The organism is Saccharomonospora azurea NA-128, from assembly GCF_000231055.2.
Classification (GTDB): domain Bacteria; phylum Actinomycetota; class Actinomycetes; order Mycobacteriales; family Pseudonocardiaceae; genus Saccharomonospora; species Saccharomonospora azurea.
Genome location: NZ_CM001466.1, coordinates 1,642,466 through 1,653,853, shown reverse-complemented (window position 1 = coordinate 1,653,853; position 11,388 = coordinate 1,642,466). Strand labels below are relative to the sequence as shown.

Sequence of the window (11,388 nt, the reverse complement as noted above, 5' to 3'; positions counted from 1 at the left end):
GTCGCGGCGGCCGCGTTGCTGGTCGTGCCGGGCGCGGCGATGTTCCCGGGCCGGATGCTGCTGCCCGCCCTCGCGGTCGGCGGCGCGGGCCTGCTCGGGTTCGCACTCGTCTCCGAGGCCGACGGCCTCGCCGCCGTCGCCGTCGTGGCGGTGGCCCTCTTCGGCGTGGGATTCGGGGTCGTGCAGAACGACGCGCTGGTGGCGATGTTCGCGAGGGCCCCGGCCGCGCAGGCGAGCGTGGCCTGGAACGTCGCCTTCGACGCGGGCCAGGGGCTCGGTGCCGTCGCCCTGGGAGCGTTGATCTCGGGCACCACCGTGGCGACGGGTTTCACGCTGCTGGCGGTCGCTGCCCTGGCGGTGCTGCCCGTGGCCTGGCAGGCGGGCCGGACGACACCCCGAAACGGTTAGGCTGGTCCGGTGACTTCGAGTGCTTCAGTCGTCATCCTCGACTACGGGTCCGGCAACCTCCGTTCCGCCGAGCGCGCCCTGCGGCGCACCGGCGCCGCCGTCGACGTGACCTCGGACCCCCGGGTGGCGCTGGAGGCCGACGGGCTCGTCGTCCCGGGTGTCGGAGCCTTCGCGGCGTGCATGGAAGGGCTCCTGAGCGTCGGTGGCGACCGCCTCATCGGCAAGCGACTCGCGGGTGGACGCCCCGTGCTGGGCATCTGCGTCGGGATGCAGATCCTCTTCGAACGCGGTGTCGAGCACGACGTCGAGGCCCGGGGCGTGGGCGAGTGGCCGGGCACGGTCGACCGGCTCGACGCCGAGGTCCTGCCGCACATGGGCTGGAACACCGTCGCCGCCCCCGAGGATTCGCAGCTGTTCGCCGGTCTCGACGCGGACACCCGGTTCTACTTCGTGCACTCCTACGCCGTGCGGCGGTGGGAACTGGAGTCGGAACTGCCCGGCGCGCAGCCGAAGGTCACCACGGCCCACCACGGCGAGGAGTTCGTGGCCGCGGTCGAGAACGGTCCGTTGTGGGCGACGCAGTTCCACCCCGAGAAGTCGGGTGACGCCGGCGCGCACATCCTCCGCAACTGGGTCCAGACCCTCTGAGCCGAGGTCCGGGGGCCGCTTCCTATAGTGGCCGGGTGAGCTTCACACTACTTCCCGCCGTGGACGTGGCCGACGGACAGGCCGTGCGTCTGGTGCAGGGCGAGGCAGGGACCGAAACCTCCTACGGATCGCCGCTGGAAGCGGCGCTGGCCTGGCAGCGTGACGGTGCGGAGTGGATCCATCTGGTGGACCTCGACGCCGCGTTCGGCAAGGGCTCCAACCGGGAACTCCTGGCCGAGGTCGTGGGCCGGCTCGACGTGAACGTCGAGCTGTCCGGGGGCATCCGCGACGACGAGTCGCTGGCCGCCGCACTGGCGACCGGTGCGCGGCGCGTGAACCTCGGCACCGCGGCGCTGGAGGACCCGGAGTGGAGCGCGCGCGTCGTCGCGACGCACGGCGACCGGGTCGCGATCGGGCTCGACGTCCGGATCACCGACCAGGGGCACCGCCTCGCCGCGCGTGGGTGGACCAAGGACGGCGGCGACCTGTGGGACACGCTGGAGCGGCTCGACCGCGACGGCGCCCAGCGCTACGTCGTCACCGACGTGAGCAAGGACGGCACGCTGCGCGGCCCGAACGTCGACCTGCTGCGCGAGGTGACGGCCCGCACCGATGCGGCGATCATCGCGTCGGGCGGTGTGTCCAGCCTCGACGACCTCCGGGCGCTGGCCGCCCTGCGCAGTGACGGCGTCGAGGGCGCCATCGTCGGCAAGGCGCTCTACGCGGGCGCGTTCACGCTGCCCGAGGCCCTGGAGGCCGTGGCGTAGGTGGCGTAGGGACGCGCCGAAGTCCCCCGAAAAGCCGTAGCGAACAGTCGAAGAACGTGGAGACCGCGGGGCGGTCCGCGAGCGTCAGTCGGTGAGCGTGATCGCGATGCCGACGGTGCGCTGCGGGCCGCCCCGTAGTCTGCTGAAGAACATCGTGAGCCGGCCGAGGACGCCGTACCGGCGGGCGATCACGCGCCGAGCGTGTTCGCTCCCCGCGTCGTCGAGCACCCGTGCCGTGCCGGTGACGGTCGGGCCGTGGGTCTTCTTGCCCAGCACGTCGCACGCGGTCAGCCGCACCTCGGGGTTGTTGCGGATGCGCTTCACCTTGCCGGCGTGCCGCTCGCTGAACACGAGCAGTTCGGCACCGTCCCGGGCGATCCACACGGGAGTCGCCACCTCGGCTCCGGTCTTGCGGAAGGTGACCAGCGACACGTACTTCTCGGAGTCCAGTCGCGCGAGTTCGCTCTCGGTGTCCACCGCGCCATCGTGCCGGGCCACAGGCGCGAGCGGCACGGCGGCCCTGCGCTCGGCGTGTCGCATCACCGCTCGGTGTTGCCGGACTCCGAGGTCACGGGCCGGCTCGCCGGCACACCCGGGTTCGGCTCGGACGGCTCGGTCTGCCCGCGGTGCAGCGTGGGACCGCAGTGCCGCAGCGGTGACACGTACAGCCGGGACTCGACCCACGCGGCCGAGGTGGTCGCGTAGTCGCGCAGCTCGGCAAGCACCTCCGCGCTGCGCACCGCGGACTTGCGCACCCAGTCGCCGTGGGGCTCGCCCTGCTCGACGTGGTAGTGCAGCGGGTAGTAGTCCCGTTGCAGGCGGGCGTCCCACCCGATGCCCGTGCCGCTGGTCCACGGCTCGCGGATGTAGATGAACGTCGGCTCGGCGACGGTGTAGACGTAGTCCGCCTGGGCCCGGCGATCGCCGCTCCGGATCATCTCGGCGAACGTCGCGTGGGTCAGGCCCGCCATGTCGACGAGTTCGAGCCGGCTCGTCATCGAGGAGCCGCCGAGGTCCGGGATCAGCAGCGACGCCTTCTCGAGCCCGAGGATGTCGGCGTAGCCGTTGAAGACGCGACCGAACCGGTCGGCGACGTAGCACGCGGAGATGTCGGGATGCGCGCGGAACTCCTGCGAGGCCTGCACGAATCCCGCGCCGGTCGGCAGGAGGGCCGCGACGAGGCCGGTGACCAGCCACGCGCGGGCGCGTAGCCGGGCCGAGCGCAGCACTTCGACGGTCGCCAGGGTGGCGGCCAGCGTGCCGAGTACCCACACCGGCGTGGCGAACCGGTACTGCGCCATCCAGTCGGGCTCCAGCACGGCGTAGGCGATCACCGCGAGGCCGAGCGGAGCGAGTACCGCCAGCAGGCCGGGGCGCCACCACGGGGTCCGGGCGAGGGTCGCGGCGATCATGCCCACGGCGAACAGGACCGCGAGCGCGCCGAAGTAGGAGACCAGCTCGCCCGGCCGGGTGAGGTCCACGAGCGTGGGCAGGTCCTGGGCCTTCGCCACCGACGGCATGGACAGCCACTGCCCGAACGTCGCGTAGCGCCAGCAGAAGTAGGCCGCCACGGGCACGAGGAAGACCAGGGAGGACTCGACGCAGCGACGGACACTGCGCGGCAGCGTCGCGCGCCGCAGTTGGGTCAGCAGCACCAGCGGGTAGCTGCCCGCGTAGATCAGTCCCTCCGGCCGGGTCAACGCGGCCAGCGCCGCCAGACCGCCCGCGGCCACGGCGACCTTCCCGGAGAGCAGGCGGTTGTCCAGGACCGCGCAGAACAGCAGCACCGCCTGGGCGACGAGCAGCAGCGCGTAGAGCGGGTTCTCCAGACCGGAGAACGCCCAGATCACGAACGACGGCATCGCGGCGAGGACGGCGCCCATCGCGAGTGGCACCACCCACGCCAGTGTGGAGAACACCTTGCGGGCTGCCACGTAGCTCAACGTGAGGATCGCCGCGCAGCAGAGCAACGCCAGTCCCTTGGGGAACAGCACGTAGTCCGGGATGCCGAAGAGGGCGCCGCGGTCGAACAGGCCGACGAAGCGGCCGAGAACCAGCAGGAGCAGCCACGTCGGGTTGGAATAGCCCTCGACCGGAGCGGCGTCCGGCTGGAGCACCGGCCCGAGTCCCTCGGCGAAGCTCCGCGCGTAGGAGAACGTGATCGCGGCGTCGTCGATCAGCCAGTAGCCGTAGACGGACGCATGGGCGCCGATCAGGGCGGTTCCCGCGGCCACGGAGGCGACGGGAGCGAGACGAGCGCGTCGGGCGGGCCCTGGATCCACCCGCTGACTGTCTGATTCGTGGACGGTACGCAGGTCCCCCACCGAAGCGATCGTCATGAAAGCACTGTAGAGAGCCGCCCCGTCGCACCGCGTTCGGGCTCTCCGCCCACACGCTCGCCGGGGGACCCGGTGTCACCTGGCAGGGGGGCCGGGCGGCCCGGTTAGGCTGAGGCCATGTCCGTCGCGGTGAGAGTCATCCCCTGTCTCGACGTCGACGCGGGCCGGGTGGTCAAGGGCGTCAACTTCGCCGACCTCCGGGACGCCGGGGATCCGGTCGAACTGGCCCGCCTCTACGACTCCGAGGGGGCCGACGAGCTGACGTTCCTCGACGTCACGGCCTCGTCGGGCAACCGCGAGACCACCTTCGACGTCGTGCGCCGCACGGCGGAGCAGGTGTTCATCCCGCTCACCGTGGGCGGCGGGGTGCGCAGCACGGAGGACGTCGACCGGCTGCTGCGCGCGGGAGCCGACAAGGTGAGCATCAACACGGCCGCCATCGCCCGTCCCGAACTCCTGCGGGAGGCGTCGCGCCGGTTCGGCGCGCAGTGCGTCGTGCTGTCGGTGGACGCGCGGCGGGTGCCCGAAGGCGGCACGCCGACCCCGTCCGGCTTCGAGGTCACCACGCACGGCGGGCGGCGTGGCACGGGGATCGACGCCGTGGAGTGGGCGGCGCGCGGCGAGGAGCTGGGCGTCGGGGAGATCCTGCTCAACTCGATGGACGCCGACGGCACGAAGCAGGGCTTCGACCTGGAACTGCTGGAGCTCGTGCGGGCGGCCGTGCGGGTGCCGCTCATCGCGAGCGGTGGCGCGGGCGCGGTGGAGCACTTCCTGCCCGCCGTCCGGGCGGGCGCCGACGCGGTGCTGGCCGCGAGCGTCTTCCACTTCGGGGAGATGAAGATCGGCGACGTGAAGGCGGCGCTGCGCGAGGGAGGTGTCGAGGTCCGGTGAGCGGACTCGACCCGGAGCTCGCGCGACGCCTCAAGCGCAACGCCGACGGCCTGGTGTGCGCGGTCGTGGTGGAGCACTCGACGTCGCAGGTGCTCATGGTGGCGTGGATGGACGACGAGGCACTGCACCGCACGCTCACCACGCGTCGGGGCACCTACTTCTCGCGCAGCCGAGGGAAGCTGTGGACGAAGGGGGAGACCTCGGGGCACGTCCAGCACGTGCGCGAGGTGCGTCTCGACTGCGATTCCGACACGGTGCTGGTGCGCGTCGACCAGACCGGGCCGGCGTGTCACACCGGCACCCACACCTGTTTCGACGGCGCCGACCGGCTCCTGCTGGCCGACGAACCGGCCTGAGCCGGCCCGAGCGAGCGTCAGGCGGCGGCGCCGCCCGGCTCGTCCAGGTCGCCGGTGAGGTAGCGCTGGAGGGTGGGCGCGATCATGGCCACGAGCGTGTCGAGGTCGGCGGAGGCGACCGGCTCGACCTCCATCACGTAACGGGCGATGCCGAGGCCGATGACCTGGGTGGCACACAGGCTCGCCCGCAGGTCCGGCCGGTCGCTGCCCGCCGTGGCCGTGATCGCCGTGAAGAGCTTCGTGAGCAGGACGTCGCGCAGCGCGCTGCGCGCCTCGTCGTGGGTGGTCACGCTGCGGACGAGGGCCTTGAACACCGGCCCGCCCGCGCCGTCCCACGTGGTGACGAACCGGCGCACGATGTTCTCGCCGAGCCGGTCCGGCCCGTCGGCGGTGACGTCCTCGACGACGGCGCGCACGTCGAACGGCATGTGGAGGACCGCCTGGGCGAACAGCCCGTCCTTGCCGCCGAACCAGTGGTTCACCATCGCCGGGTCCACCCCGGCTCTGGTCGCGATGGCTCTGACGGTCGCGCGGTGGTAGCCGTGCTCGGCGAACACGGCGCGGGCGGCGGTGAGCAGTGCCGCCCGCGTGTCCTCCCCGCCCGCGCGCCTGCCGCGCCTGCGTGTGGGCGGGCGGTCGGACGTGCTGCCCTTCGCGGTCGTCATATCAACATGATGCCCGACGAGGGCAGCTTTATTCCTCCGGTGTTGAATTCACCCGGTGACGGACGGAGGCCGCCGCGGCGGGACAATGAGCTCATGGTGACTGCCCAGACTTCCCACCCCGTGGCCCGCGGACTGGGTGAGGTCAGCCCGAGTCGTGACGACTTCCGGGCGCTCGCACAGGAACGCCGTGTGATCCCGGTGGTGCGGCGGTTGCTGGCGGACGCGGACACGCCCGTGGGGCTGTACCGCAAGCTCGCCGGTGACCGGCCCGGTACGTTCCTGCTGGAGTCGGCCGAGAACGGGCAGTCCTGGTCGCGATGGTCGTTCGTCGGCGTCGACAGTCCCTCCGCGTTGACCGTCCGGGACGGCAAGCCCGTGTGGACGGGCACTCCCGTCGCCGGGTTGCCCACCGAGGGCGACCCGCTGGAGGTCCTGCGCGAGACCCTCGCGACGCTGCACACCGAACCGTTGCCGGGCCTGCCGCCGTTGACCGGTGGCCTCGTCGGCTACGTCGGCTACGACGCCGTGCGGTGGATCGAGCGGCTGCCCGAACTCGCCGAACGCGACATCGACATCCCCGAGCTGACGATGCTGCTCGCCACCGACCTCGCCGTGCTGGACCACCACGAGGGCACGGTCACGCTCATCGCCAACGCGGTGAACTGGGACGACTCCCCGGAACGCGTCGACGCGGCCTACGACGACGCGGTGCGGCGGCTGGACGTGATGGCCGAGCGGCTCGCCGATTCCGCTCCGGCCACCAACGCGGTGTTCGAGCGCCCGGCGCCGGAGTTCACCCGGAAGACCGCCAAGGAGGACTTCCACGCCGCCGTGCACAAGACGGTGGAGGCGATCAAGGCCGGAGAGGCGTTCCAGGTCGTGCCGTCGCAGCGGTTCGAGATGAGCACGGACGCCGACGCGCTCGACGTGTACCGCGTGCTGCGGACGTCGAACCCGAGCCCGTACATGTACCTGTTGCGCCTCGACGGTTTCGACATCGTGGGGTCGAGCCCGGAGGCGCTGGTCACCGTCCGGGACGGCAAGGCGACCACTCACCCGATCGCGGGCACCCGGTGGCGTGGCGCGGACGCGGAGGAGGACGCCCGGCTCGCGAAGGACCTCCTCGCCGACGAGAAGGAGCGCGCCGAGCACCTGATGCTCGTGGACCTCGGCCGCAACGACCTCGGCAAGGTGTGCCGTCCGGGCACGGTCCGGGTGGTGGACTCGTTCACCATCGAGCGGTACAGCCACGTGATGCACATCGTGTCCACGATCACGGGGGAGCTCGCCGAGGACGCGACGGCGTTCGACGCGGTGCTCGCGTGCTTCCCGGCGGGCACGCTGTCGGGCGCGCCGAAGGTCCGGGCCATGGAGCTGATCGAGGAGCTGGAGCCCACCCGGAGAGCTCTCTACGGTGGGATCGTCGGCTACCTCGACTTCGCGGGGGACGCCGACACCGCGATCGCGATCCGCACGGCGCTGATGCGGGACGGCGTGGCCTACGTCCAGGCGGGTGCCGGTGTCGTCGCCGACTCCGACGCGGACTACGAGGACACCGAGTCGCTGAACAAGGCGCGGACGGTGCTCTCGGCCGTGGCGGCGGCGGGGAGCATGACTCCGGCGAAGGCGGCCGATTCCGGTGCCTGACTCGGCCAAGCGTCCACTGTGGATCGCCCTGGCGGCGTTGGCGTCGGCGGCGCTGGCTCTGTGGGGCGCGTCCTCGCTGACGTGGGTCGACGTGCCCGCGGGGACCGTGTTCCACGGTGAGCTGCGCGAGGAGATCTCCGGCTCCGACCTGGTGACGTGGCCGGTGCCGCTGGCGCTGCTGGCTCTGGCCGCGATGGCCGCGACGCTCGCGCTCCGCGGTGTGGCCCGCCGTGTCCTCGGGATCGTGCTCGTCGCGGTGGCCGTGTGGGTGACGGTGCTCGTGCTGGACGGTTCAGCCTACGACGTGGACCTGTCCACGCGGGCGCCCGGCTACGACGCGATGCCGGGCGAACCGACGAAGACCTGGCTCGGCCCCGGAGCGGCGTTGGTCGCGGCGGCCCTCTACGCGTTCGCGGGGGCCGTCCTCGCGTGGCGGGGGCACCGCATGCCCCGAATGGGCGCGAAGTACTCCGCTCCGGGTGAGCAGAAGGAACGCAGGCGGTCCGGAAACCCCGACGCCGACCTGTGGAACGCGTTGTCGGAGGGTGAGGATCCCACCACACGCGATCGTTGAGGCCGCGTTTATGTCCGAGGGCACGGCGCAATACGACCCCAGGCCGGTGCGCGGCATCGAGCGGGTTAGCATCGAATCGGCGGGAAGGGGAAGGTTTTTGTGATCCACCTTGCGAGTGAACCAACAGGCATCGTGACTCCCGGTGGGGCCGCCCGGTGAGCGTTCTGGAAGACATCATCGCCGACGTGCGGGCCGATCTCGCCGAGCGCGAGGCGGCGCTGCCGTTCGAGGAACTCAAGCGCCGTGCCGCCGAGGCCCCGGAGCCGAGGGACGCCATGGCGGCGTTGCGCGAGTCGGGTATCGCCGTGATCGCGGAAGTCAAGCGCCGCAGTCCTTCCAAGGGCGATCTGGCGTCGATTCCCGACCCGGCGTCGCTGGCGAAGGACTACGAGGACGCGGGCGCGCGAGTGATCAGCGTGCTCACCGAACGTCACCGCTTCGGTGGGTCGCTGGACGACCTCGCGGCTGTGCGTGCGGTGGTCGACGTTCCCTTGCTGCGCAAGGACTTCATCGTCAGCCCGTACCAGGTGCACGAGGCGAGGTTGTACGGCGCCGACATGGTGCTGCTGATCGTCGCCGCGCTGGAGCAGAACGCGCTCGTGTCCCTGCTCGACCGGGTCGAGTCCCTCGGGATGACGGCGCTGGTCGAGGTGCACAACGCGGAGGAGGCCGACCGGGCTCTGGAGGCTGGCGCCTCCGTCATCGGCATCAACGCGCGCAACCTGCACACGCTCGAGGTGGACCGCGACGTGTTCGGCAGGCTCGCGCCGGGGCTGCCGATGGACGTCTACAAGATCGCGGAGTCCGGCGTGCGCGGACCGGGCGACCTGATGGCGTACGCGGGGCACGGGGCCGACGCGGTGCTGGTCGGTGAGGGCCTGGTCTCGACCGAGGACCCGAAGGGCGCGCTCGTGAAGCTCGTGACGGCGGGATCGCACCCGGCTTGCCCGAGGCCGAGCCGATGACGGGAGCGGATGACGTGAGCACGGACCAGGCGAACACCGCCCACGACCCCGACGAGCGGGGCCACTTCGGCCCGTACGGGGGCCGCTACCTGCCCGAGGCGCTGATGGGCGCCTTGGACGAACTCGCCGCCGAGTACGACAAGGCGAAGTCCGACCCGGAGTTCACCGCGGAGTTCGAGCGGCTGCTCTCCGGGTACGCGGGCAGGCCGTCGCTGCTCACCGAGGCTCCCCGCTTCGCCGAGCACGCGGGCGGTGCGCGGATCTTCCTCAAGCGCGAGGACCTCAACCACACGGGGTCGCACAAGATCAACAACGTGCTGGGTCAGGCGCTGCTCACCAAGCGGATGGGCAAGACCCGGGTCATCGCCGAGACGGGAGCGGGTCAGCACGGGGTGGCCACCGCCACCGCGTGTGCGCTGCTCGACCTCGACTGCGTGGTCTACATGGGCGAGGTCGACACGCAGCGCCAGGCGTTGAACGTCGCCCGGATGCGGCTGCTCGGTGCCGAGGTGGTGCCGGTGCGGACCGGCTCGCGGACGCTGAAGGACGCCATCAATGAGGCGCTCCGCGACTGGGTGACCAATGTGGACACCACGCACTATCTGCTCGGCACGGCCGCCGGGGCGCACCCGTTCCCGGTCATGGTCCGCAACTTCCACCGGATCATCGGTGAGGAGGCGCGCAGGCAGATCCTGGAGCTGACGGGGCGGTTGCCCGACGCCGTGGCGGCCTGTGTGGGTGGCGGCTCCAACGCCATCGGTATCTTCCACGGCTTCCTCGACGATTCGGACGTGCGCCTGGTGGGCCTCGAACCCGGCGGCAAGGGCCTCGACTCCGGCGAGCACGGCGCGACCCTGACGCAGGGCACGCCGGGAACGCTGCACGGCGCGCTCTCGTACCTGCTGCAGGACGAGGACGGCCAGACCATCGAGGCGTACTCGATCTCCGCGGGCCTGGACTACCCGGGCGTGGGTCCCGAGCACTCGTGGCTCAAGGACAGCGGTCGAGCCGAGTACCGCGCCGTCACCGACGCCGAGGCGATGGAGGCCTTCCAGCTGCTCTCCCGCACGGAGGGCATCATTCCCGCGATCGAGTCGGCGCACGCCCTCGCGGGTGCCCTCCAGCTCGGCCGGGAGCTCGGCCCCGACGCACACATCGTGGTCAGCCTCTCGGGCCGGGGCGACAAGGACGTGGACACCGCTGCCCGGTACTTCAAGCTCGTGGAGGACGTGTGAGCAGGCTCGGGGAGCTGTTCGACAGCACGAAGACGGAGCAGCGGGCCGCGCTCGTGGCGTATCTGCCCGCCGGGTACCCGACCGTCGACGGGTCGAAGGACCTGATGGCCGCCACGATCGACGCCGGCGCCGATCTCATCGAGGTCGGCGTCCCGTACTCGGACCCGGTGATGGACGGGCCGACCATCCAGGGCGCGGCCGACGCGGCGCTGCGCAACGGATTCCGGCTCAAGCACCTGTTCGAGGTCGTGGAGTCGATCTCCGCCCGGGGCGGGCGGGCCGTGGTGATGACGTACTACAACCCGGTGCACCGCTACGGCGTGGACGCGTTCGCGCGCGATCTGGCCTCGGCGGGCGGGCTCGGACTCATCACCCCGGACCTCACCCCGGACGAGGCCTCGGACTGGATGGCCGCGTCCACCGAACACGGGCTCGACCGGATCTTCCTCGTGGCGCCGTCGTCGTCCGAGGACCGCATCGCGTTGACCACGAAGGCCACCACGGGCTTCGTCTACGCGACGGCCGTCATGGGTGTCACGGGTGCCCGCGAGTCGGTGGGCAGCGCCGCCGCGGACCTCGTGCGGCGCACCAGGCAGCACACGGACCTGCCGATCGGTGTCGGTCTCGGGGTGCGCTCCGGTGACCAGGCTGCCGAGGTGGCGGGCTTCGCCGACGCGGTCATCGTCGGGTCGGCGCTCGTCGCGAAGGCCGCGGACGGCACCGGGCCGCTGGCCGAGCTGACCTCCGAGCTCGCCGACGGGGTTCGCCGTCCGGCTCGGTGACCTTCGGGATGTAGGCGGCGGTCGTGACGGTGTCGCGACCGCCGCTTCCGAATCCGGTGACTTTGTCGGTGGGTTCCGCAGTGACGTGCGGGGCGTCGCGCTACGGTGACC

12 protein-coding genes and 1 pseudogene are annotated in these 11,388 nt (G+C 71.7%); 10 read left to right on the top strand and 3 right to left on the bottom strand.

Features of this window, described 5'->3' with window-relative positions; translation table 11 throughout:
- From SACAZDRAFT_RS07420 to priA, 3 genes and pseudogenes are all read left to right on the top strand, one after another.
- A pseudogene (locus SACAZDRAFT_RS07420) lies at positions 1–408 on the top strand (MFS transporter); the annotation flags it as partial.
- 9 nt (positions 409–417) lie between these two features.
- Entirely contained in the window at positions 418–1,056 is a 639-nt protein-coding gene (gene hisH / locus SACAZDRAFT_RS07415; protein ID WP_005440199.1) for an imidazole glycerol phosphate synthase subunit HisH, read from the top strand.
- Positions 1,057–1,091: 35 nt separating this feature from the next.
- The gene (priA, locus tag SACAZDRAFT_RS07410; protein ID WP_005440197.1) at positions 1,092–1,823 is read left to right on the top strand and encodes a bifunctional 1-(5-phosphoribosyl)-5-((5-phosphoribosylamino)methylideneamino)imidazole-4-carboxamide isomerase/phosphoribosylanthranilate isomerase PriA; all 732 of its coding nucleotides are present in this window, start codon (positions 1,092–1,094) and stop codon (positions 1,821–1,823) included.
- 84 nt (positions 1,824–1,907) lie between these two features.
- On the opposite strand, the gene SACAZDRAFT_RS07405 is transcribed toward priA, so the two are convergent.
- Together SACAZDRAFT_RS07405 and SACAZDRAFT_RS07400 are read right to left on the bottom strand one after the other, a co-directional pair.
- Complete coding sequence (locus SACAZDRAFT_RS07405; RefSeq protein WP_005440195.1) at positions 1,908–2,363, bottom strand: PPOX class F420-dependent oxidoreductase; 456 nt, start codon at positions 2,361–2,363, stop codon at positions 1,908–1,910.
- Entirely contained in the window at positions 2,363–4,162 is a 1,800-nt protein-coding gene (locus SACAZDRAFT_RS07400) for a hypothetical protein (RefSeq protein WP_005440193.1), read from the bottom strand. The genes SACAZDRAFT_RS07405 and SACAZDRAFT_RS07400 overlap by 1 nt, the downstream gene beginning before the upstream one ends.
- A 117-nt stretch (positions 4,163–4,279) precedes the next feature.
- Between SACAZDRAFT_RS07400 and hisF the strand changes: the two genes are divergently transcribed.
- A complete protein-coding gene (hisF, locus tag SACAZDRAFT_RS07395; RefSeq protein ID WP_005440191.1) occupies positions 4,280–5,053 on the top strand; it encodes an imidazole glycerol phosphate synthase subunit HisF in 774 nt (257 codons plus the stop codon).
- Positions 5,050–5,409 carry a phosphoribosyl-AMP cyclohydrolase gene (gene hisI / locus SACAZDRAFT_RS07390; protein ID WP_005440189.1) on the top strand — a complete coding sequence of 120 codons (360 nt, stop codon included), beginning with the start codon at positions 5,050–5,052 and terminating at the stop codon, positions 5,407–5,409. The genes hisF and hisI overlap by 4 nt, the downstream gene beginning before the upstream one ends.
- A gap of 17 nt (positions 5,410–5,426) precedes the next feature.
- Here hisI and SACAZDRAFT_RS07385 read toward each other — a convergent pair whose 3' ends face one another.
- Entirely contained in the window at positions 5,427–6,074 is a 648-nt protein-coding gene (locus SACAZDRAFT_RS07385) for a TetR/AcrR family transcriptional regulator (protein WP_005440187.1), read from the bottom strand.
- Between the two features lie 93 nt (positions 6,075–6,167).
- Between SACAZDRAFT_RS07385 and SACAZDRAFT_RS07380 the strand changes: the two genes are divergently transcribed.
- From SACAZDRAFT_RS07380 to trpA, 5 genes are all read left to right on the top strand, one after another.
- Positions 6,168–7,721 (top strand): anthranilate synthase component I, encoded by a 1,554-nt coding sequence (locus SACAZDRAFT_RS07380; protein WP_037294467.1) that lies wholly within the window; start codon positions 6,168–6,170, stop codon positions 7,719–7,721.
- A complete protein-coding gene (locus SACAZDRAFT_RS07375) occupies positions 7,714–8,295 on the top strand; it encodes a Trp biosynthesis-associated membrane protein (RefSeq protein ID WP_005440183.1) in 582 nt (193 codons plus the stop codon). Before SACAZDRAFT_RS07380 ends, SACAZDRAFT_RS07375 begins: the two co-directional genes overlap by 8 nt.
- Before the next feature lie 155 nt (positions 8,296–8,450).
- Entirely contained in the window at positions 8,451–9,260 is an 810-nt protein-coding gene (trpC, locus tag SACAZDRAFT_RS07370; RefSeq protein ID WP_005440181.1) for an indole-3-glycerol phosphate synthase TrpC, read from the top strand.
- Entirely contained in the window at positions 9,257–10,495 is a 1,239-nt protein-coding gene (trpB, locus tag SACAZDRAFT_RS07365; protein WP_005440179.1) for a tryptophan synthase subunit beta, read from the top strand. Before trpC ends, trpB begins: the two co-directional genes overlap by 4 nt.
- Entirely contained in the window at positions 10,492–11,277 is a 786-nt protein-coding gene (gene trpA / locus SACAZDRAFT_RS07360) for a tryptophan synthase subunit alpha (RefSeq protein ID WP_005440177.1), read from the top strand. The genes trpB and trpA overlap by 4 nt, the downstream gene beginning before the upstream one ends.
- Positions 11,278–11,388 lie beyond the last annotated feature (111 nt).

What these genes read in the sequence shown, in the direction of transcription:
- trpB (WP_005440179.1), top strand. Translation starts at nt 9,257, where the DNA reads ATGACGGGAGCGGATGACGTGAGCACGGACCAGGCGAACACCGCCCAC.
- SACAZDRAFT_RS07405 (WP_005440195.1), bottom strand. Translation starts at nt 2,363, where the DNA reads ATGCGACACGCCGAGCGCAGGGCCGCCGTGCCGCTCGCGCCTGTGGCC.
- hisF (WP_005440191.1), top strand. Translation starts at nt 4,280, where the DNA reads ATGTCCGTCGCGGTGAGAGTCATCCCCTGTCTCGACGTCGACGCGGGC.
- SACAZDRAFT_RS07380 (WP_037294467.1), top strand. Translation starts at nt 6,168, where the DNA reads ATGGTGACTGCCCAGACTTCCCACCCCGTGGCCCGCGGACTGGGTGAG.
- SACAZDRAFT_RS07385 (WP_005440187.1), bottom strand. Translation starts at nt 6,074, where the DNA reads ATGACGACCGCGAAGGGCAGCACGTCCGACCGCCCGCCCACACGCAGG.
- SACAZDRAFT_RS07400 (WP_005440193.1), bottom strand. Translation starts at nt 4,162, where the DNA reads ATGACGATCGCTTCGGTGGGGGACCTGCGTACCGTCCACGAATCAGAC.